The sequence below is a fragment of the Chryseobacterium hilariae genome (assembly GCF_051400735.1).
Classification (GTDB): domain Bacteria; phylum Bacteroidota; class Bacteroidia; order Flavobacteriales; family Weeksellaceae; genus Chryseobacterium.
The window spans coordinates 387,157-407,928 of the sequence record NZ_JBLFFJ010000002.1 but is presented as its reverse complement, the minus strand read 5'-3'; the positions used below and the strand labels follow the sequence as shown (position 1 = coordinate 407,928).

Genomic DNA, 20,772 nt, shown 5'->3' with positions numbered 1-20,772 from the left:
AAAAGTCACCGGACTTACTTTTCTTACTCACAATTAATTACATTTTTACATTAAGTATGTTTAACATAGAAACGTTAAGGTCAAAATCCGTAACGGAACTGACTAAAATCTTAAAAGATTTAGGCGTTAAAGTTGCTAGAAACAGCAATGATAATGATAAAATCTTTGCCGTTCTTGACTTTCAGGCTTCTAACCCTAAAGTTGCAAAAGATTATTTCAACGCCACAGAAACCAGTATGGATACTGAAGAAAAACCGGCAGATAAACCTGCAAAGGCCCCTGTAAAAAAAACAGCGCCTAAAAGACAACCTGCCAAACCCAAAGCAGAAACAAAAGCACCCACTGAAGAAAGCCCTAAAGCTGAAGAGAAAGTAGAAGAAAAGGTGCCGGCTGCTGAAGAAATAAAGCAGCAAGAGCCCAAAGCTGAAACAGTTTCTGCTCCTGAAGAAAACAATTCGGCACAGGCCAGGAAAAAGAGAAAAAGAGTGACTGCCAACACAGGCAATACAGAAACTCCACAAGAAAGAGCAGAAGCTCTTAAAAATGCAGAACCTCAGGAATCTGCCTCATCAGAAGAAAAGCCTGTTACTTCCCAACCTCAGGCCAGATCCCAACAAAAAGGACACAACAATCCGCAAAACAGCGGAAATCAAAATAAGAACCCTAACCAGCACCAAAACCAGGGTCAGAACCAAAATCCTAATCAACACCAGAACCAGAATCCAAATCAAAATCAGCAAAGACAACATGCTGACAGAAATGAGGAACATCATTCTGAGCACAGAAAAGAGTTTAGTTTTGATGGGATGGTAAGTATTGAAGGGGTTTTAGAAATCCTTCCGGATAACTACGGATTCCTTCGTTCATCTGATTTCAGTTATATCTCTTCTCCCGATGACGTGTATGTGTCTACAGCACAGATCAGAAATTTTGGTCTGAAAACAGGAGATACCGTTAAAGGAATTGTAAGACTTCCAAAAGAAGGTGAAAAATACTTTTCCTTACTGAAACCTACGGAAGTGAACGGACGTGATCTTGCGTTCATCAAGGATCGTGTTGCCTTTGAATATTTAACTCCGCTCTTTCCTGAAGAGAAATTTAATCTTACAGGAAATGGTTCTACACTTTCAACAAGAATTGTAGATCTTTTCGCACCTATCGGAAAAGGACAGAGAGCGATGATCGTTGCCCAGCCTAAAACAGGTAAAACGATGTTACTTAAAGATATTGCCAACTCTATTGCGGCTAATCACCCTGAGGTATACATGATGGTCCTTCTGATCGACGAACGTCCTGAAGAAGTTACGGATATGGAAAGAAGCGTAAATGCGGAAGTAATTGCCTCTACATTTGATGAAGCAGCAGATAAGCACGTAAAAGTGGCGAATCTTGTTTTAGCAAAAGCTCAGAGAATGGTAGAATGCGGACATGATGTAGTGATCTTACTGGATTCAATTACGAGATTGGCAAGAGCTTATAATACAGTTACACCAGCATCAGGTAAAGTTTTATCAGGTGGTGTGGATGCTAATGCGCTTCACAAGCCAAAAAGATTTTTCGGGGCAGCCAGAAAGATTGAAGGTGGTGGTTCATTAACCATTATTGCTACAGCACTTATCGACACCGGTTCTAAAATGGACGAAGTGATCTTCGAAGAATTTAAAGGAACGGGTAATATGGAGCTTCAACTTGATAGAAAAATTGCCAACAGAAGAATTTATCCGGCGATCGATCTTGTATCTTCAAGCACGCGTAGAGATGACCTTCTTTTAGATGAGGTAACTTCACAGAGAATGTGGATTTTCAGAAAATATCTTTCTGAAATGAATCCTGTAGAAGCAATGGAATTTGTAAATAAAAACATCAGAGGAACTTTAAATAACGAAGAATTCCTGATGTCTATGAATAAATAGATTAATTTAATTGTTTATTAAATAAAAAGCACGAAGATCAGCGATCTTCGTGCTTTTTTATTGGAGTTGGATAGCTTTTGGGAGTCTTAGAGCTTTGAGAATCTTAGAGTTTAGGTATTTAAGAGACTTGAAATTGGGATTGTTAAGGAAAGACAGTAGCTTATATTTTCATTAGTAAGTACGACTTTGAGATGTATTTTATACTGTGATAACTTCCATCTTCCGACTTCCTACTTTCCTCCTATAAAAATTAATTCATTCTAAATCAATATATCAATGTTAAAGATTTATTAAAGTAATCCCCAATTGTTGATAATCGCTTAAATATTGGCTAAATTTGGATATAACATTAAAAATAAAAATTATGTCATTTGAATTACCTAAATTAGGATATGCATACGATGCATTAGAGCCTACTATTGATGCGAAAACTATGGAAATCCACTATACAAAACATCACCAGGCGTATATTGACAATTTAAATAAAGCGATCGAAGGAACTGAATTGGCAGGAAAAACTATCGAAGAGATCTGCCAGACAGGAACTGATAAGCCGGCAGTAAGAAATAATGGAGGAGGACACTTTAACCATTCTTTATTCTGGGAAATTTTAACTCCGGGTGGAAGCAAAGAGCCAGTAGGAAATGTAAAAGCAGCCATTGAAAATTATGGAGGTCTTGAAAAATTCAAAACTGATTTTTCTGATGCGGCTAAAACAAGATTTGGTTCAGGATGGGCTTGGCTGATTAAAAATGCAGACGGATCCGTATCTGTTTCTTCTACTCCAAACCAGGATAACCCGTTGATGCCTGTTGCGGATGTGAAAGGAACTCCGGTTCTTGGATTAGATGTTTGGGAGCATGCTTATTATTTAAACTACCAAAACAGAAGACCAGATTATGTTTCAGCATTTTTTGATGTTGTGAACTGGGATAAAGTGGAGGAATTATTCAACAAATAATTTTCAGCTATTATAAAAATAAAAAAGGTTCAGAAGAAATTCTGAACCTTTTTTATTGTAGATCAAATGGATAAAAACCGTTGGCTTAGCGCTTCTTTATCTAGCGGCATCACTTCCGGAAAGCCCATTCATTCTTAGTCCGTACTTCCAGCTGACATAAGCAAAGACCTGATACAGCTTATACTCGAATTTTATTCCGTAGTTTTCTCTTGGATCATAATCTATGCCTGACTCTATGATATTCCGGTATTTCCCTGAATTGTAGTAAGAATTCCATTCAGTAACCAGGAATGTATTCTTTGTTTTCAGATAAGACTCTGAATACTGGCTTATCGGTTTTGCCACTGCATTCAGGAAATAATCGAACTGGGTATCAATCACAGTAAGTTCCCACTCTCCGTCTTCATTCTTAGAAGGCTTCATTTCTGATTTTTCTTCACCTTTTTGGGGGCTGTTCTGGGAGAAGCAACCGAAAGGAATACTTGCGAAGAAAAGCAGTATAATAAGATTTTTCATAATAAGAACATTGATATAAGAAATAAGCACTCAAAATGAGTGCCTAAGTTAATTTTTATGGTTCTTTCTGAAGAATAACAAATGCCGGGAAGTGGTCACTGTATCCTCCTGTAAACTGATCTCCGTTCCAGGATCTGAAAGGATAACCCTTATAATTTCCTTCTTTGTTCACTAAATAAGGTGGAGCAAAGATCTCTGCTTTATATACAGAATATTCTTTTGTCACTTGGTCAGACACTACATTTTTAGAAACTATAATCTGATCAAAGAGGTTAGGAGCATCCTGGTAAGCCAGTGAAGCGATCCCTTTCTTATATAAAGGATACATTAAATTAAGATATGGCGTAGTTTCACTCAAATCTTTAGGACTGGCAACAGCTTTTAAATGATTTTTTAAACTTGCGCTTACAGGATCATCATTAAAGTCACCCATTGCAAAAAGCTTAGTAGAAGGATCTGCTGCTCTTATACTGTCCATCTGCTGTTTCAGTAAAGCGGCAGCAGCATTTCTTTTAGGTAGTGAAACGGCCTCGCCACCTCTTCTTGAAGGCCAGTGGTTCATGAAAAATGCAACTTTTTCGTTGTCCAGGAAGCCTGTTACCACCAAAATATCTCTTGTATATTCTCTTTTACCGTCATCCCCGAAAACTTTTAATTCTTTTTTCAATGAATTGGTTGGGGTAAATCTTCTTTTCTGATAAATTAATGCAACATCAATTCCTCTGTAATCATAAGAATTATAATGAATAATTCCGTAGTCATATTTAGCAAGAACAGGCTGCTTTACCAGGTCTTCAATGACCTGTCTGTTTTCGACTTCAATAAGTCCGACCACTGCAGGCGCCGTTTTAGTATACTGTGCGCCCATTTCGGAAATTACCTTTGCCTCGTTGGCAAGCTTAGCTTTATAGATTTTCGTATTATAATTTTTACCGCTGCTTGGCGTGAATTCGTCAGAGCCACCTTGGTATCTCACTGCTTTTTTACCTACTAAGGCGCCATCACTCCAGGGTCCGTCATGTTTCTCAGCTTCTAAAAACTTAATGGAATCCATTGGGATGCTTCTGTGGAAAGCAGGATTACGGATATCTTTTGTGCCATCAATATAATCTGCAGAACGGATGGTGTCCCAAAGGTTTTCAACATTCAAAAAGCCAACAGTAGCCACTTTCCTAAGTTTTCCCTGTTGTGCAAAAGCCATTATTGAAAAAATAACAGCCATAAAGCTCATCAATCTCTTCATCCTCGTAGAGTATTAAAATTATTTAAACCACAAATTTACCTTTTTTTAATTCACTCCATTTAAATATTTGTAAATTTAAAACAAGATAAAACAATTCTCTTATATAATGAATCTTAAAAGGTTGCAGTGTTAAGAAAAAATATTGTTAAAAAAGTTGGAGATTCCAAATTTTGATTAAATTTGTGCCCCCAACTTTTAAACTGTTGAGAATTAAGAAGAAAAGTATTAAAAAAAATAATATACTCATGATTAAAAAATTATCATTAGTCTCTTTATTTACTTTACTTCCTGCTTCATTCTATTTTGCGCAGACTACTGTGTTTGCGTATCTTAAGGATGCCGATGGAAAGCCTGTTGAAAGGGCAGAAGTAGATCTTAAAGGGAGCGAAAATGATGTAACGGCTGACAAAATTGGGTACTTCCAGTTTGTAGACCTGCAGCCGGGCCATTATCAAATTATGATTACGAAACCAAACTTCGAAACCAAAATGATGGAGTTTGACGTAACCAATGAGAAAAGAAAGGATCTAGGGGTAATAACTCTATATTCTGCACTTACAAGCGCAGATCAGGGATTAGCGATTATAGACAATGATGATGACGACAGTAACAGTAGTGGACAGGCTTCTACAGTAGGATTACTGCAATCTTCTCAGGATATCTTCAGCAGGATTGCTGCCTTTGATTTAGGATTTTACTGGTTCCGCCCGAGAGGAATTGACGGAAGAACAGGAGAATCTATGCTGAATGGTGTCTCAATGGTAAAATCTGATAATGGTAATGTTGACTTCAGCAATTGGGGTGGACTGAACGAGATCACGAGATATCCGGAAATTGCATCTAACCATTCCCCGTCTGAATACGCTTTTGGTGGAAACAGCTCTGTTGTTTACAAGAATACAAAAGCCAGTGAGTATAGAAAAGGATTCCAGTTTACACAATCCCTGACTAACAGAAATTACAGAAACAGAACATCTTTACGATATACTTCAGGAATGAATAGTAAAGGATGGGCATTTACTGTAATGGGAGCCAGAAGATGGGCTGAGGAAGGAATCCAGGAAGGAACTTTTTATGATGCGTATGGAGCCTACTTAGGGGTAGAAAAGAAATTCAGTGACAGCCACACAATGACTTTCAACTTTATCGGTGCGCCATACAGAAGATCTACAGCAAGCCCGAGTACGCAGGAAGTCTATGACTATAGAGGAGTACATTATAACTCTTACTGGGGATGGCAGGATGGAGAAAAAAGAAGCGAAAGAGTAAGAAGAGGATTCCAGCCGCTTTTCCAAATTCAGGACTTCTGGAAGATTAATAAAAAATCCAGCCTTTGGACGACTGCATCTTACCAGTTTGGAAAAGATAAAGGTTCGCGTTTAGACTGGAATGGGGTAACGAATCCGTCACCTACTTATTACAGAAACTTACCAAGTTATTATATTAACAGTATTATTTATAACTCCGTTAATAACACTGAGACTGATCCCGTGCAGTATAATACACTTTGGGATGCCTATAATACAAGCCTGTCTAGCTGGCGGAACGGAGATCCTAACGTAACACAGATCAACTGGGGGCAAATTTATGCAAACAACCAAAAGAATGATGTTACAGACCAGGCTGAAATGGCCCGTTTATACGGATTATCAGGGAAACGTTCCAAGATATATCTTGTAGATGATGTAAGCGATGATAAGATCTTCAACGCAGGTACGCACTACACATACAACTTTAACGACCGTACGAAGTTTATCATGAACGTTTCGTATCAGAACTACAGATCTGAGCTTTACCGTGAAATGAAGGATCTTTTAGGTGGAGATTATGCTATTGGTGTAGATCCGTTTAAAGAATCGGCCAAACCTGGTTCTACAGGATTCTATAATACTTTGGATCCTAATGTGCAGCTGAGAGTGGGAGACCGTATGACTTATAACTATATCCTGAGAAGACAGGAAGCAAAAGTAAATCCGGGACTGAAATTTTCTACAGGAAATTTCGATGTATTTGTTTCTGCTCTTGCCGGATACTCCACTTCAAACAGGGAAGGTCTTTTCAAACATTATTTATATGAAAACTCTTACGGGAAAAGTAAGGATTACAATTTCTGGAACTTTGGTCTGAAAGGACAGATTGTTTACCGTATCAACGGACGTAATTTCTTAGTGTACAACGGAGCTATGTACAATCAGGCACCATTCCTGGAGGATCTGTTTATCAATCCTAGAGTCAATGCTCTGGTTAATCCCAATATCAGAAGTACGGTATACACGGCTAATGATTTAAGCTATGTTATCAATACACCCTTCCTGAAATTAAGAGCATCAGGATATATTGTAGATACGCAGAACGAAACCAATGTACAGCGCTTCTTTGCGGATGGGATCCAGCTGAGCAGCACCAATCCTGACGGATCTGTTTCTCAAGTACAGAGTGCATTTGTTACCCAGGTGATGTCCAACCTTGAGAAAAGAAATATGGGAGTGGAATTAGGTGTAGACCTAAAAGTTATTCCTACCTTATCTTTACAGGGTCTTGCCAGTTTAGGACAATATACGTACAGAAATAATCCTGAAGTTTATTTGGTTTCTGATGCATCAGGAAGCAGTGTGACTTCTTTCGGTAAAGCATATCTGAAAGATTATAAGCAGGGAGGCACTCCTCAGAGGGCATTCTCTTTAGGTTTCAGATATAACAACCCAAAATACTGGTGGGTAGGAGCTAACTGGAACTATTTTGACAACAATTATCTGGATCCGGCTCCGGCTTTAAGAACGAATAACTTTATTCAGAACCCATATTCAAGCACTCCTTACCTTGGTCTTACCGATGGTGATGTACGTGATCTGCTGAAGCCTGTGCAACTTCCTTCTGCATTTTTCTTAAATGCTAATGCAGGGAAATCATTCATGATTGGAAAGTATTATATATTATTGACAGCTTCTGTGAACAACATCTTAAACAACAAGAGATTCATTACAGGAGGCTTTGAGCAAACGAGAGAAACTAAAGCAAAAGATTTTGCTTCAGATTATTACAGCTCTACACCTTCTTTCGGACCGAAATACTGGTATACTCAAGGACGTTCGTACTTCGTTAACTTACAATTCAGATTCTAATAAAAATAAAAAAATAACAATGAATAATTTCACTAACTTTTTCAAAACGGCATTTGTAGCAGTAGGTGTACTGTCTGCAGTGTCTTCTTGTGTAAAGAATGATGATTGGGAAACTCCTCCAATTGTTTGTTCAAATAAATTCGAAGCACCTACCATTTCAATGGCAGATTTTGCAGCTCAGGCTCCTGCTACAGGATATAAACTGATTACAACAGATCAGATCTTCGACGGTTATATCGTTTCTTCTGATGCTCAGGGAAATTTCTATAAAACAATCTCTTTCCAGGATAAAACGGTAAACCCTACTGTAGGTCTTCAGATTGAAGTGGATAAAGCAAGTAACTTTGCAGATTTCCCGGTAGGAGCACATATCAGAATTAATGCGAAAGGATTACGTTTGGGACTTGACAGAGGATCAATTAAACTTGGTTCTGAAGATCCTAATTTTGCTATCGGCAGAATTCCTCAGGCTCTTGTAGGAAGATACATTTCCGGAGTATGTAACGGAAATGGTTTAGATATCCAGACGATTATTCCAACAAAGCTGAATTCATTAAATGATGCAAAACAGGCTAATTTAATTAATACACTGGTTACTGTCTCTGATGTACAATTCAGCTTCGGTGAAATATTCCCGGTTCAGAAAAAATATCTTGATTATGATGCAGGAGGCCAAGGTTTGGACACAGACAGAAATATTGAAGATAAGTTGGGAGGTACTGCGGTAATCAGAAACTCAGGATTCTTCAAAAGTGGGGGAGAACTTATACCAAAAGGAAGCGGAACCATTACTTTTGTAGTAAGCAGATATAATTCAACATGGCAGATGCTGATCAGAAGCTTATCTGACGTTAATTTCGGTGGAACAAGAGTAGATTCAACGCCACCTAAAGGAGGAACTGAGATTGTTTATTCAGGTTCTTTCCTTGAAAACTTTGAAAGTTACTCACTGAATCCTACTAACCTTGAAGTGTATCCTAAATATGTAAATGATGCGGTATTAGGAAACAGATACTGGCAGCTAAAGTCTTTCAGCAACAATAAGTATATTCAGTTGGGAGCTAATTCAGGGTCTGGAAATTATTTAACGTATTTTGCGGTACCTGTTGACTTTACTGCTGCCAATACATTGAAGTTTGATGTAAACGTCGGATTCTGGAACGGTAATGCTTTAAAAGTATATTATACCACCAATTATACTCCACTTGGAGATATTACAGCGGCAACAAAAACAGATATTACATCTGAATTTACAATTCCACAAACCCCTGTTAGCGGTTACGGTACTTTAACTCCTGCGGGAACTTATACTTTACCTGCTGGATTAACGGGTAATGGATTTATCCTGTTTGAATATACCGGAGCATCACCTGGTGTTACGACCACTATTCAGTTAGACAATATTCAGGTTCAATAATTTAAATCTGATATTTTAAATACAGGCTGTCCTTTATAGGACGGCCTTTTTATGTTGTGATAAATGTAAGAGCAAATGCAAATGAAGAATTAATAAAAAGACCGAACATATCTGTAGCTTTGATTTAATGATATTGAAAATGAATTTATTATGCCCAAAAATATAATATCACAGATTCCCTGATTGGTATTCCTTTCAAATGATAAGAACGATCTGGAATATAATTTGAAAACTCGGTATGAAGAAGGCCCTAGATTAATAAAACGGTAAAAAAACAAAAACCACTGCAGATGCAGTGGTTCATATTTTAAAAATTATTCTGTTTAGAAAGAAACTTCATTTACTTCCTTGCCTCGCTGGAAGTTCATTACTTTCTGGCTTCCTTTATAAGCAACACTAACAATGTTGATCTGCTTAGGAAAAGCACTTAAAAGAATAGTGTTTTTAATCTTTAAGGTATTGATATCGGAAACACCACCGGTCTCAAAATACACCCATACAGTTTCTCCGCTTACCTGACTTCCGGTGAAGGTTATAGTTTTTGGAGATCCATTGACGAACACATCAAAATTATTATTTACATATTTTTTTACTTCTGCCTCAAATCCTGCTGTACTGGGATTGATTTTAATAGCATCAGAAATATGGTTGGTATTCATTTTTGTGGTAAACTTCAATGTTTTGCTTCCATCTATATAATCAACTTTAGTCATTGAAGAGAAAAAGTCTACATACATAAAACTCATTAACACAAAAAATGTTAAAATTCCTGATATATATAAAAGTTTTTTCATCTTAATTAATAGATTTACAATCATACTTGCTAATTATAGGTCACAAATAATATGCCAATTAAAAATTTACGTTCACAGAATATTTATCATAGAATGCCTTGATGTGTGCAACAGCCTCGTCAGCCGTGTCTACCACTCGATATAATTCTAAATCATCTTCGGCAATCATTCCTTCTTTTAACAGTGTTGCTTTGAACCAATCCAGTAATCCACTCCAGAATTCACTTCCTACCAGAACAATCGGGAACTTACCTATTTTATTGGTCTGAATCAGGGTCATTGCTTCCGTGAGCTCGTCCAGGGTACCAAAACCTCCCGGCATTACTACAAACCCCTGAGAGTATTTCACAAACATTACCTTTCTTACAAAAAAGTAATCGAAGTTCATAGAATAGGATTTATTAATGTACGGGTTAAAATGCTGTTCAAACGGCAGATCAATATTAAGCCCGATAGATCTTCCCTGTGCATTAAAAGAGCCTTTATTTCCTGCTTCCATGATTCCGGGGCCACCTCCGGTAATAATTCCGAAGCCCAGCTTGGTGATCTTTTCAGCAATTTCAACAGCCATTTCGTAATATCTGCTCTCAGGCTTCAGTCTTGCAGAGCCAAATATAGAAACGCATGGTCCTATCTTAGCCAGCTTTTCATACCCGTCTACAAATTCAGCCATTACTTTGAAAACCATCCAGCTGTCTTTGGTGATGGTTTCGTCCCAGGTTTTCTGTCTGAGACTGTTGTGAAGTTTTGTTTCGTTAATATCAAGTGCAGGATTTACTAAACTTTCATCCCGGGTTCCATCCATTTCCATTGCAAAAATTATTTAAAATATTTCTCGGCTTCTATTACAGATTCAGGTCTTCCTACATCTATCAGAATACTGTCATGCACAAATCCGTGGATATGCTCAGTCTGCATCAGGTCAAGATATTCCTCCATAACAGAAAACTTACCGGTTCTCTTTATTTTCTCAAAGATAGCGGGGTTGATACAATGAACACCACTGAAGGCAAGAGCTTTAAAGCCTTTGTTGAATTCCGCAAGCCTCTGTTCTCCCGACTGTACATTAAGCCAGCCTCTCAAAACCATATCATCATTGAAAAGCAGCTTTCTGGAACTGTCTCTATCAGAAACCGCTAAAGTAGCGAAATCTTTTATCTTTTTATGGTATTCAACGAATGCATTAATATTGATATCCGTTAAAATATCAGCGTTCATGATCAGAAAATCTTCCCCGTGATCGAGGAATCTTCTAGCAAAAATCAAGCCGCCACCAGTTTCCAGCAGCTCGTCCGTCTCATCTGAGATTTCAATGTTGCAGCCGAAATTACTGTTTTTATTTAAAAATTCAACAATCTGATTTCCAAAATGATGGATATTGATCACAAAATCTTTTATTCCGAAGCCTTTAAGATAATTGATATTCCTTTCCAAAAGTGGGATGCCATTTACCGGAGCAAGTGCTTTTGGATGATGATCCGTAAACGGTTTGAGCCTTGTGCCTTTTCCGGCAGCGAAAATTAAAGCTTTCATAGAGTATAGGTAAAGAGTGATAAGTGATGAGTAATTTCAGTAGACAAGCAAGTAAAAATATTACTTATTACTCACTATCCATTACTCATATTCAGGTGGTGTTGTTCGTCGTGGTGAAGGCTTATTTCTATTCCTTCAGGATATTTTTTCTTGATGAATTCGGCGATCTTGATCGCGGAATACACAGATCTGTGCTGCCCGCCAGTACATCCGAAATTGATCTGCAGGTCTTCAAAACCTCTTTCCAGATAATTATCAATATTGATTGAAATAATGGATTTCACCAATTCCAGAAATTTCGGCATTTCGGTTTTTGTTTCAAGATATTCCTGAACCCCAATGTCATTTCCCGTCTGGATTTTGTACTCCTCAATTCTTCCGGGATTCAAAATTCCTCTGCAGTCGAAGGTAAAACCTCCGCCGTTTCCTGAATGATCCTTAGGGATTCCTCCTTTTTTGTATGAAAAACTGTGTATGTCTATGTGTAACATTCTTCTTTATTTTTTATTTAAACCATTAAGGTTTTTTATTGATATCAAAGTCTTTTCGTTCAGGCTGACATTTCTAAAACTAACAGACTATCTGTAAACTGTCAGCCTGAGCGAAGTCGGAGCTAATTATTTAAAATAGCATTAATTTTCATTTTCGATTCTTCCGAAGACAGCTGTTCTATCACTTTTTTCAGTTCCGGGAAGTCTTTCATATATTCCCAGGATGCAGCAAACCGGGTGATATTTTGAATTCCTTTTTCAAGACTGGCCGTAAAATGTTGCTTCCTTTGAATCAGTCCTCTGAAGCCATAAGCCCCAAGTACCTGCAAAAATCTCATCATCTGAATTGGTTGTACCGAGTTTTTTAGTTGAGTCTTAATCTCTTTGTTTTCAAACTGCCCGATATAATAGTCAAGCATTTCATTCTTGAAATCTTCCGGGAAATCTGCCTTAGCTTGGAAAAGAAAAGAAATCACATCATACATCAACGGACCTTTCATAGCGGATTGATAATCGATGAACGAAACTTTATGATCTTCATTAACCATAATATTCCTTGCCTGAAAATCACGAATCATAATTCCTTTGGGCTCAAGACTTTCTATAAGGTTGGCAATCTGTTTGAATTCTTTCAGTAAGACAGATTTACGGTATTCCAGTTCCAGAACATCAGCTACAAAATTTTTAAAATAATACAAATCATGGATAACGGGAAGCTCGTCATAACTTTCGTATTCAAAAGTTTTTGAAAAGTCGATTTTCCCATGGGTCTGGATCTGAAGCTGGAAAAGCTTTTCTAATGTTTGCTTTACCAATGCTTTTACATGAGCGGAAAGACCTTCTGCTGTAATAATGTCTGAAAGAGTGTGTTCTCCAAGAAATTCCTGTATATACATTTTTCTGTCGTCTGAAACAGCAAAAATATCAGGGGTGTTGAGGTTAAGCTCTGAGAAAATTTCAGAATAATAGAGAAAACTTTCGTTTTCCGGAATATTTTCATTGCTGGTGATAATGTATTTTCCGGTGTTGGATTTGGCCAGGAAATTCTTCCTCGCAGAACCACTTTGAGCCAGCGTAACGAACTCAGAAGATGGTTCACCCAGATAATTTTCAAAAAATCGTTTTGCGTTTTCGGAAGTCATAATATGGAAACAAATATACTAATTTAATGGGAGTTTGTTGTTCTGGTTGTTTTGGTTGTTTGAGAGTATCAGAGTTGGAGTAGAACTGGTGTGGTTTAGGAGTTGATGGCTGCTGGCTGATGTTTGAGACTTGATGCCGGTTAATTATTTTGTAAAGCCTAAAAATCTAAACGTTTCATCTCTGATATGGGGTGTCTGAAATCTAAAATGAAACATTTATTAGCCTAAGTTTCACTCTAATTTTTATCTTTGCATTATGCTAAAGGACTTTAAACCAGTTTTAAACATTTTGCTGAGGTTCATCATCATTTACCTGGTGCTGCTTTTTGGGTACCAGTTTTATCTGAACAGCGGTAAGGCCAATGGGCTGGATTCTTTTTCCCGGATGATTGCTGATCAGGTTGCATCCATTCAAAATGCTGCGGGATTTCCTACGCTGCTGTATGATGATGTGAAAAATGAGCAGGTTTGGTTTTATGTAAAGAAAAATTACGTAACGAGAATGGTGGAAGGGTGTAATGCTGTTTCCGTCATGATCTTATTTATAGCCTTCGTTTTTGCATTTTATAAAGGTGCTAAAACATATATTTTTGCTTTGGCCGGGCTTATTTTGCTCTACATTATGAATCTCCTGCGAATCGTAGGACTGAATATCGTTATGGCAGATCATCAGGAATATGGAAAAATGTTCCATGATTTTATTTTTCCGGCAGTTATTTACGGAACTGTTGTGGTTCTTTGGCTGGTATGGATCAAATTCTTTGCTTTAAAAAATGAAAATTCTTAACTGGCTTTTGGTGATAGCAGGAATCTGCGGTCTTATAGGCGTACGGATGCTTGAAGACAAAATTTTCTATGATCCTTTTCTTGAGTATTTTCATGAAGCAATTAAAAACATTGCGTTTCCCAGCTTTGAGTGGGGAAAATTAATTGCAGGGCATCTTTTCAGGTTTATGCTTAATCTTGCTTTTTCATGTCTTATTATTCAATGTCTTTTTAAAAACCGTCAGTGGACGGCACAGGGAGCATTGCTGATTACTATTATCTTTGCTATTACTTTCCCGATCTATCTTTACTGTATTTATGACCAATTCGATATTGGCTATCTTTTTTCCTTTTATATGAGACGTTTTGTAATCCAGCCGCTGGCTTTGCTTTTGATTGTTCCTATGTTTTATTATAGAAAACAATTAGTGGAAAAAGGCAGCTAAATAAATCAGCAGAAATTGTTTTTACAGCGGATCAATCTACGGTATGCTTGTCTACGCTGGTAACATTTTCAGGAGTCCATTCTACTCTTTTTATAAAATTTTTCTCGCGGACAGGACAGTCTTTGATTTGGCATACAGGACAGGACACTGTTTTACAGTCATCCATATGGAAATTAAATTCAACACTTCTTTTTGTGTTTTTAGCTAGAAGGATGATCATTTTTTCCATTTCATTGTGAGCTTCACGAAGGCTGTAGTACCAGGGCAAAGTAATATGAGCATCAATATGGAGATTGGCACCGAACTGCTGGATTTTCATATTGTGGACATCTATCCATTCTATCCTCCTGTTTTCTTCGAGTACCCTGATAATTTGGTTCAGGAGATCAGGATCCTGTTCGTCCATAATACCGCTTAAAGATTTTCTGACAATCTTATAGCCTACATAGATGATGTAAAGTCCAAAAATAAGGGCTACAACTGAATCCAGCCAATAGATTTTAGTGAAATAAACAATGACTAAGCTTATTACAACACCTAATGTCGTGATGGTATCGGACTGAAGGTGTTTTCCTGATGATACCAGAACCAGAGAGTTTTCTGCTTTTCCTTTTTTTATGGAAATATATCCTAAGAGGTAATTAACAACAGCGGTTGCAGCAATAATCCATATTCCCAGATCTATTTTGCTCAGGGTTTTTCCTACAACAAGGCTGTTGATACCTTCATAGATGATCATGATGCCTGCAATGGCTATTAAAGCTCCTTCAATACCGGATGTTACAAATTCTACTTTTCCGTGGCCGTAAGGGTGGTCCTCGTCTTTGGGCTTTGCGGCAAGATGAAGAGAGTAAAGTCCCATGAACGCACTGATAACATTCACGATGCTTTCCATGGCGTCGGAGAATACAGCATCTGAATTGGTGAGTTTCCAGGCAACGATCTTTCCGATAAAAAGAATAAGCCCAAAAGCGGCAATCAACTTTTGAAATCCTATTTTGTCTTTGCGGGTAATGGTTTTTTTATTTTCCATAGTTTGATAAAAAAAAGAATCTCAATTCTGAGACTCTTTTTTATTTTGTTAGTTTAAACTAAGTTGTTGGCTGCTAAGTATTCTGCAATCTGTACAGCGTTCGTTGCGGCTCCTTTTCGCAGATTGTCTGCTACGATCCAGAGGTTCAGCGTTTTGGGCTGTGAAAGATCCCGTCTTATCCTTCCGACGAAAACTTCGTCTTTCCCTTCGGAGTACAGCGGCATTGGATATTCGTTGTTTTTCACATTGTCCATTACCACTACACCTGGAGTTTCGGATAAGATCTTTCTTACTTCGTCAAGGTCAAACTCGTTTTCAAATTCAATATTTACACTTTCTGAATGTCCTCCCTGAACAGGAACTCGCACTGCAGTGGCTGTAAGATTGAATGTATCATCACCTAAAATTTTCTTAGGTTCTTTCATCAATTTAATCTCCTCTTTCGTGTAATCATCATCACTGAATACATCGCAGTGAGGAAGAGCATTTTTGAAGATCTGATAAGGATATACTTTGGCAACACTGTCATCTCCGCTTATTTCAGCATTGAGCTGATCTACAGCATCTTTTCCAGTTCCTGTTACAGACTGGTAAGTGGAAACAACCACTCTTTTCAGGTCATATTTTTTGTTCAATGGGCCCAAAACCATTACCAGTTGAATGGTAGAGCAGTTTGGGTTGGCAATGATCTTGTCTTCTTTGGTCAGAACATTAGCATTGATTTCCGGAACCACCAGTTTTTTAGTAGGATCCATTCTCCATGCTGAAGAATTGTCGATCACAGTGGTGCCAGCTTCCGCAAACAGAGGTGCGAATTCAAGAGAAGTGTCTCCTCCGGCAGAAAAAATGGCAATATCAGGTTTGGCAGCTATAGCGTCTTTCATGCTTACAATCGTAAATTCTTCCTGTTTATACTTCACCTTCTTGCCAACAGACCTTTCGGATGCTACTGGGATTAATTCTGTTACAGGGAAGTTTCTCTCCTCCAAAACTTTCAGCATAACTTGTCCAACCATTCCTGTTGAACCGACTACAGCTACTTTCATTGATTTAATAAAAAATTTAAGGTTAAACTATTACAAAGTTATAAATACATCATTGATAACTTATTATTTTATGTTTTAAGCCCCAAAGACTCTTGTCCAAGGGAAGGCAAATGCAAATAAGCCTGCAGCAATGAGTCCCATAATTACAATTCCTAGGGAAATCGTGTCATTAGACTTCACTTTTTTGTTGATGATAGTCATCAATACTGCTGCGATAAGCATAGAAAACGGGTGTTCTACATACTGGAATCTTAAGTCAGCATTTTTCATTACTGATCCCATATCCAATCCTTTAGTGAAATTAATCACCAGCATGATGATCCCTATTAAAAACTGAACATGAAAGAAAATCATCGTAAAGAGGGTTGTCTTCTTTAAAAATTTGTTCACTTTACCACTGAAACCAAACATTGTGGCTAAAAGGGCAATAATAAATAATGAGACCAAAAGAAGTTCAAGGTAACCAAATCCTTTGTGTGCATTAAGCAAAATCTTGTAAAAATCCATATTCAATTTTTTGTACACAAATATAGCAAAAATCCCGGCGAAAAGCCGGGATAGATATTTATAAAATCTAATATTGTGATGTTATTAGAATCTGTAAGAAAGTGAAGCTGACCAAGTTCTTCCGAATCCGAAATAAACGTTGTTGCTAACATCCAAACCTTTGTAGAAATAGTTTGGATTTGAATTATAAGTGTCTAACAATGCTTGTGCCTGCTCATTAGTATTTGTAGGTGTCTTGAAATCTGAGAATGTTTTCTTGTTAGATGATCTTAAATCTGAAATGTATGTAGTGTCAAATAAGTTGTAAACATTTGCAGATAAAATCAATCTCTGTCCATTTTTCAGATCAAATGTATAAGATGCTCCAACATCAGTGAGATTATAAGAAGGTGCTTTTAAAGAACCTTTTTCTGCTCTGGCTGCAGGAGTTTGTCCATTTTCTCCAATGATAAAACTACTGTTGATACTGAATGTTCCGTATAGGTTGTCATAATATCTCCAAGTTCCGTAAATATCAAGGTTTTTAACGGGCTTCACAGTAGCTCCAATAGCTGCTGTGGTTTGAGCAGCATCAGATACTTTAAGACCATCTAAAGCTAATGTAACCTCGTTTTTTCCGTTTGAGCCAACAATAGGAGCTCCGTTTTCATCAACTAAAAGACCTGTAGGATTGTTTTTATATTTCCAGTTTCCTATAGATAACATTCCGTTAAATTCTAAAAAGTTCAAAGGCTTGTAGAATAATTCTAGCTCAGCACCCATATGTACCTGCTTTACTCCATTTAAGCTAACAGTTGCTCTTTCCAAGCCGTAAATAGTAAGGTTAGTAAGGCGAACGAATCTATCATCCCATGAAGTATAATATAAGTTCAGGTTAGCTCTAAGCTTAGAAGATCTAAAACCATAACCAAATTCTGCAGAAGCAATTTTTTCATTCTGAAGATCCTTATTCACGACTTGCTGGTTACCTGTCTGTCTACCATCTGAAACCGAGTAAGGATAAACTGCAAAGAAGTTTGGTTGTTTAGAATAATAACCAGCGTTCACAAATACGTTATGATTATCATTGATGTTGTAATTAACACCTGCTTTTACATTATAACCAAACAGATATTTCATCTCTGTTTTTGTATTTACCTTTTCTCCTAATTGTTCGGTAACACCATCTATAATCCAGTTGTCAATTCTTGAGAACCCTTGTTCGGAAGCAGAACCCTGTACAAATGCGGAAAGATTATCCTTAGAATACTCTAATTGTCCAAAAACCCCACCCCAAAGAACTTCTCCGTTATAGTTTCTGTATACAATCTGGTCTTTATCTTTTATGGCTTTAATGAACGGGTTAGCAGAAGGTGATGCATTGTAAACAAGATTTACATCCATGTTAGGATTATTCTTGTTGTCTTTTTCAATAAATTTATTATTTCCCCAAAGATCGGTTAAAACTCCCGGGTGATAACCATAGTAGTATCTTCCATCTAAACCAACTGAAAAATTAAAATTATCATTGATTTTATGTTGGAAATTGGTAAGGAATCCGTACCAATCGTGAGAGTTTACTGAAGCTCTTCTTACTAGACCATTGCTTCTTTGTGCAATTCCTGGCGTTGCATTAACTTTATTGATTGGAGCAGCAGGATTTGATGGATTCCATAATACTGATTGTCCTTGGTTCCATGCAACAATATCATCAAAACGGATTAAACCATCTTGAGTTTTCGGAAGGCTGTTTATACTTGTTCCATTAATGGATCCGATAACTCCGGTTCCTCCTCCACGTCCCCAAGAAGCATAAACAACAGTTGATAATTTAGATTTTTCGCTCATTGTCCAATCCCAGTTGATGGATGCAACAGGCTTACTATAATAATTTACAGATTGAGAATATTGTCTTCCATTCAAATATCCCCAGTTAGAATTGTATTTTCTGTTTGGCTCATCTCCAAAAACCTTATCCAATTTACCATCACCCATATCTAAATATGTAGCAATACTTCCGTTAAAGTTTTGGTTGTGCCATTGAGGAGCCCCAGTAAATGTGAATTGGAAATCATGTTTTTTATTTGGTTGCCATCCAAGAGCAAAATAATAGTTGTATGCTTCAAAATCAGAACCATCTATATATGTTGCACCAGCCGTTCTTGCCATTAAGAATGAAGTAGACCATCCGTTCGCAGATTTACCAGTATTGTATGAAAATAATGTTTTCAGGTATCCGTCATTACCAAGACCTAAAGTTACATTACCTTCTTTCTTTTTATCAGCAGCTCTTGTAATAACGTTAATGGTTCCTCCAATAGATGCAATAGCTAATTTAGATGAGCCTAAACCTCTTTGAACCTGCATAGCAGAAGTAACATCTGACAAACCAAGCCAGTTTGACCAGTATACTGTACCTCCTTCCATATCGTTTACAGGAACACCGTTGATCATTACCGCTGTGTTATTTGTATCAAAACCACGAATATTGACACGACCATCACCAAAACCACCACCACCTTTCGTTGCATAGATAGAAGGGGTAGAGTTTAAGATCTCCGGGAATTCTTGATTTCCTAATCGTTGTACAATCTGTGCTTCCTTAATGGTTGAAACTGCTACCGGTGTTTTTCTATCTTTAGCAATATCAGCAACACCAGTGATTACAACTTGTTCAATGTCATTAGATTTAGTTTTCACCGTATCCTGAACTTCTTGAGCATAATAAACACTAGCTGTAGATAAAGTAATAACTGCAGATAGCATCGATTTGTTGATTAATTTCATAATCGTTAGTAATAGTTAGATTTAATTTTCTGCAAAATTCGCGAAATAAAAATTAACTAATATTAACTGTATGTTAATTTTTACTTAATCTTAATAAGTTTTAACTTGTTGATTTTCAGTTTTATAAATAAAAATTGAATTTTTATATGAAAAAAATCATATTATTGAGTTTTTAACAAATAGGGACTGTTTTTATTAAAAATATAACGCTATTTCACGGCTTTGAGACTCAGATCTATATTTTCGGCCGAGTGGGTGAGGGCTCCGGCAGAGATATATGTGACCCCGGTAGAAGCAATTTCTTTTAACATATCACGGGTAATCCCACCTGAGGCTTCAGATTCACAAGAGCCGTTAATCATTGCTACTGCCTGCTTCATCATAGATACGCTCATATTGTCGAGCATGATTCTGTCTACTTTTGCTTTGATGGCTTCTTTTACCTCTTCAAGATTTCTTGTTTCAACCTCAATCTTTAATTTTTTCTTAGCACTTTTAACATAATCTTTTGCCATTTTTACGGCATTCGTAATACTCCCGTTATAGTCAATGTGATTATCTTTCAGCATAATCATATCATATAAACCATATCTGTGATTGGTTCCGCCGCCTATGGCAACGGCCCATTTTTCACATACTCTGAAATTAGGAGTTGTTTTTCGGGTGTCTAAGAGCTTTGTTTTCGTTCCTACCAATCGGGAATCCCAGTCGTGAGTAAGGGTTGCTATTCCGCTCATTCTCTGCATACAATTCAGAATAAGCCTTTCTGTGGAAAGAATAGACCTTGCGCTTCCTGTTACCATTAATGCAACGTCTCCAACTTTAGCTGCTTCCCCATCTTTAATGAAGATTTCAACTTTTAAATCTTTATCAAAAGTTTTAAAGATAATTTCTGCCAGCTCAACACCTGCTAAAATACAGTCCTGCTTTACCAGAAGCTTGGCACTCTGCTCCAGATTCTTCGGTATAGTGGAAAGGGTAGAGTGGTCACCATCCTGAATATCTTCTTCCAGGGCATTTTTGATGAATGTTTTTAATACTTTATCTGTAGCGTAGGCTGGTCTTTTCATTATATAT

General features: G+C 37.3%; 18 protein-coding genes. 6 read left to right on the top strand and 12 right to left on the bottom strand.

Annotated elements, in window-relative coordinates; translation table 11 throughout:
* Nucleotides 1-56: 56 nt before the first annotated feature.
* Together rho and ACMGDK_RS08650 are read left to right on the top strand one after the other, a co-directional pair.
* Nucleotides 57-1,913, top strand: a complete 1,857-nt coding sequence (rho, locus tag ACMGDK_RS08655; protein WP_436807566.1) for a transcription termination factor Rho — start codon at nt 57-59, stop codon at nt 1,911-1,913.
* A gap of 364 nt (nt 1,914-2,277) precedes the next feature.
* Nucleotides 2,278-2,874 carry a superoxide dismutase gene (locus ACMGDK_RS08650; RefSeq protein ID WP_111958832.1) on the top strand — a complete coding sequence of 199 codons (597 nt, stop codon included), beginning with the start codon at nt 2,278-2,280 and terminating at the stop codon, nt 2,872-2,874.
* 96 nt (nt 2,875-2,970) lie between these two features.
* Here ACMGDK_RS08650 and ACMGDK_RS08645 read toward each other — a convergent pair whose 3' ends face one another.
* Both ACMGDK_RS08645 and ACMGDK_RS08640 read right to left on the bottom strand, forming a co-directional pair.
* Nucleotides 2,971-3,390 (bottom strand): DUF6146 family protein, encoded by a 420-nt coding sequence (locus ACMGDK_RS08645; RefSeq protein ID WP_436807565.1) that lies wholly within the window; start codon nt 3,388-3,390, stop codon nt 2,971-2,973.
* A 55-nt stretch (nt 3,391-3,445) separates the two neighbouring features.
* Nucleotides 3,446-4,633, bottom strand: coding sequence for an endonuclease/exonuclease/phosphatase family protein (locus tag ACMGDK_RS08640; protein WP_436807564.1), 1,188 nt, complete (start codon nt 4,631-4,633; stop codon nt 3,446-3,448).
* Between the two features lie 245 nt (nt 4,634-4,878).
* Here ACMGDK_RS08640 and ACMGDK_RS08635 point away from each other — a divergent pair, with 245 nt between their 5' ends.
* Together ACMGDK_RS08635 and ACMGDK_RS08630 are read left to right on the top strand one after the other, a co-directional pair.
* Entirely contained in the window at nt 4,879-7,755 is a 2,877-nt protein-coding gene (locus tag ACMGDK_RS08635) for a carboxypeptidase regulatory-like domain-containing protein (protein WP_436807563.1), read from the top strand.
* Between the two features lie 19 nt (nt 7,756-7,774).
* On the top strand, nt 7,775-9,172 hold the full coding sequence (locus ACMGDK_RS08630; protein WP_436807562.1) for a M949_1556 family lipoprotein: 1,398 nt from the start codon (nt 7,775-7,777) through the stop codon (nt 9,170-9,172).
* Nucleotides 9,173-9,495: 323 nt separating this feature from the next.
* On the opposite strand, the gene ACMGDK_RS08625 is transcribed toward ACMGDK_RS08630, so the two are convergent.
* The 5 genes from ACMGDK_RS08625 to ACMGDK_RS08605 form a co-directional block, all read right to left on the bottom strand.
* Complete coding sequence (locus tag ACMGDK_RS08625; RefSeq protein WP_238639943.1) at nt 9,496-9,966, bottom strand: DUF6702 family protein; 471 nt, start codon at nt 9,964-9,966, stop codon at nt 9,496-9,498.
* Nucleotides 9,967-10,024: 58 nt separating this feature from the next.
* Nucleotides 10,025-10,777, bottom strand: a complete 753-nt coding sequence (locus ACMGDK_RS08620) for an LOG family protein (RefSeq protein ID WP_436807561.1) — start codon at nt 10,775-10,777, stop codon at nt 10,025-10,027.
* Between the two features lie 8 nt (nt 10,778-10,785).
* Nucleotides 10,786-11,499 (bottom strand): nucleotidyltransferase family protein, encoded by a 714-nt coding sequence (locus ACMGDK_RS08615; RefSeq protein WP_436807560.1) that lies wholly within the window; start codon nt 11,497-11,499, stop codon nt 10,786-10,788.
* Between the two features lie 74 nt (nt 11,500-11,573).
* Nucleotides 11,574-11,990 (bottom strand): RapZ C-terminal domain-containing protein, encoded by a 417-nt coding sequence (locus ACMGDK_RS08610; RefSeq protein ID WP_436807559.1) that lies wholly within the window; start codon nt 11,988-11,990, stop codon nt 11,574-11,576.
* A 122-nt stretch (nt 11,991-12,112) separates the two neighbouring features.
* The gene (locus ACMGDK_RS08605) at nt 12,113-13,132 is read right to left on the bottom strand and encodes an aminoglycoside phosphotransferase family protein (RefSeq protein ID WP_436807558.1); all 1,020 of its coding nucleotides are present in this window, start codon (nt 13,130-13,132) and stop codon (nt 12,113-12,115) included.
* Nucleotides 13,133-13,388: 256 nt separating this feature from the next.
* Between ACMGDK_RS08605 and xrtF the strand changes: the two genes are divergently transcribed.
* Together xrtF and ACMGDK_RS08595 are read left to right on the top strand one after the other, a co-directional pair.
* A complete protein-coding gene (gene xrtF / locus ACMGDK_RS08600; protein WP_436807557.1) occupies nt 13,389-13,919 on the top strand; it encodes an exosortase family protein XrtF in 531 nt (176 codons plus the stop codon).
* Nucleotides 13,906-14,343 (top strand): exosortase F system-associated membrane protein, encoded by a 438-nt coding sequence (locus ACMGDK_RS08595; RefSeq protein WP_436807556.1) that lies wholly within the window; start codon nt 13,906-13,908, stop codon nt 14,341-14,343. The genes xrtF and ACMGDK_RS08595 overlap by 14 nt, the downstream gene beginning before the upstream one ends.
* A 31-nt stretch (nt 14,344-14,374) precedes the next feature.
* On the opposite strand, the gene ACMGDK_RS08590 is transcribed toward ACMGDK_RS08595, so the two are convergent.
* The 5 genes from ACMGDK_RS08590 to nadC form a co-directional block, all read right to left on the bottom strand.
* Nucleotides 14,375-15,376: a cation diffusion facilitator family transporter gene (locus ACMGDK_RS08590; protein ID WP_436807555.1), complete on the bottom strand. Its 1,002-nt coding sequence runs from the start codon at nt 15,374-15,376 to the stop codon at nt 14,375-14,377.
* A 53-nt stretch (nt 15,377-15,429) separates the two neighbouring features.
* Entirely contained in the window at nt 15,430-16,422 is a 993-nt protein-coding gene (locus tag ACMGDK_RS08585; RefSeq protein WP_436807554.1) for an aspartate-semialdehyde dehydrogenase, read from the bottom strand.
* A 75-nt stretch (nt 16,423-16,497) separates the two neighbouring features.
* A complete protein-coding gene (locus ACMGDK_RS08580; RefSeq protein ID WP_040993398.1) occupies nt 16,498-16,929 on the bottom strand; it encodes a hypothetical protein in 432 nt (143 codons plus the stop codon).
* Nucleotides 16,930-17,013: 84 nt separating this feature from the next.
* Complete coding sequence (locus ACMGDK_RS08575; protein ID WP_436807553.1) at nt 17,014-19,695, bottom strand: TonB-dependent receptor; 2,682 nt, start codon at nt 19,693-19,695, stop codon at nt 17,014-17,016.
* 209 nt (nt 19,696-19,904) lie between these two features.
* Nucleotides 19,905-20,765 carry a carboxylating nicotinate-nucleotide diphosphorylase gene (nadC, locus tag ACMGDK_RS08570; RefSeq protein ID WP_436807552.1) on the bottom strand — a complete coding sequence of 287 codons (861 nt, stop codon included), beginning with the start codon at nt 20,763-20,765 and terminating at the stop codon, nt 19,905-19,907.
* Nucleotides 20,766-20,772: the final 7 nt, after the last annotated feature.

Coding starts and splice junctions, on each gene's coding strand:
- ACMGDK_RS08585 (WP_436807554.1), bottom strand. CDS start 16,422: ATGAAAGTAGCTGTAGTCGGTTCAACAGGAATGGTTGGACAAGTTATG.
- ACMGDK_RS08650 (WP_111958832.1), top strand. CDS start 2,278: ATGTCATTTGAATTACCTAAATTAGGATATGCATACGATGCATTAGAG.
- ACMGDK_RS08645 (WP_436807565.1), bottom strand. CDS start 3,390: ATGAAAAATCTTATTATACTGCTTTTCTTCGCAAGTATTCCTTTCGGT.
- ACMGDK_RS08640 (WP_436807564.1), bottom strand. CDS start 4,633: ATGAAGAGATTGATGAGCTTTATGGCTGTTATTTTTTCAATAATGGCT.
- ACMGDK_RS08620 (WP_436807561.1), bottom strand. CDS start 10,777: ATGGAAATGGATGGAACCCGGGATGAAAGTTTAGTAAATCCTGCACTT.
- ACMGDK_RS08605 (WP_436807558.1), bottom strand. CDS start 13,132: ATGACTTCCGAAAACGCAAAACGATTTTTTGAAAATTATCTGGGTGAA.
- xrtF (WP_436807557.1), top strand. CDS start 13,389: ATGCTAAAGGACTTTAAACCAGTTTTAAACATTTTGCTGAGGTTCATC.
- ACMGDK_RS08615 (WP_436807560.1), bottom strand. CDS start 11,499: ATGAAAGCTTTAATTTTCGCTGCCGGAAAAGGCACAAGGCTCAAACCG.
- rho (WP_436807566.1), top strand. CDS start 57: ATGTTTAACATAGAAACGTTAAGGTCAAAATCCGTAACGGAACTGACT.
- ACMGDK_RS08575 (WP_436807553.1), bottom strand. CDS start 19,695: ATGAAATTAATCAACAAATCGATGCTATCTGCAGTTATTACTTTATCT.
- ACMGDK_RS08590 (WP_436807555.1), bottom strand. CDS start 15,376: ATGGAAAATAAAAAAACCATTACCCGCAAAGACAAAATAGGATTTCAA.
- ACMGDK_RS08610 (WP_436807559.1), bottom strand. CDS start 11,990: ATGTTACACATAGACATACACAGTTTTTCATACAAAAAAGGAGGAATC.
- nadC (WP_436807552.1), bottom strand. CDS start 20,765: ATGAAAAGACCAGCCTACGCTACAGATAAAGTATTAAAAACATTCATC.
- ACMGDK_RS08630 (WP_436807562.1), top strand. CDS start 7,775: ATGAATAATTTCACTAACTTTTTCAAAACGGCATTTGTAGCAGTAGGT.
- ACMGDK_RS08580 (WP_040993398.1), bottom strand. CDS start 16,929: ATGGATTTTTACAAGATTTTGCTTAATGCACACAAAGGATTTGGTTAC.
- ACMGDK_RS08625 (WP_238639943.1), bottom strand. CDS start 9,966: ATGAAAAAACTTTTATATATATCAGGAATTTTAACATTTTTTGTGTTA.
- ACMGDK_RS08595 (WP_436807556.1), top strand. CDS start 13,906: ATGAAAATTCTTAACTGGCTTTTGGTGATAGCAGGAATCTGCGGTCTT.
- ACMGDK_RS08635 (WP_436807563.1), top strand. CDS start 4,879: ATGATTAAAAAATTATCATTAGTCTCTTTATTTACTTTACTTCCTGCT.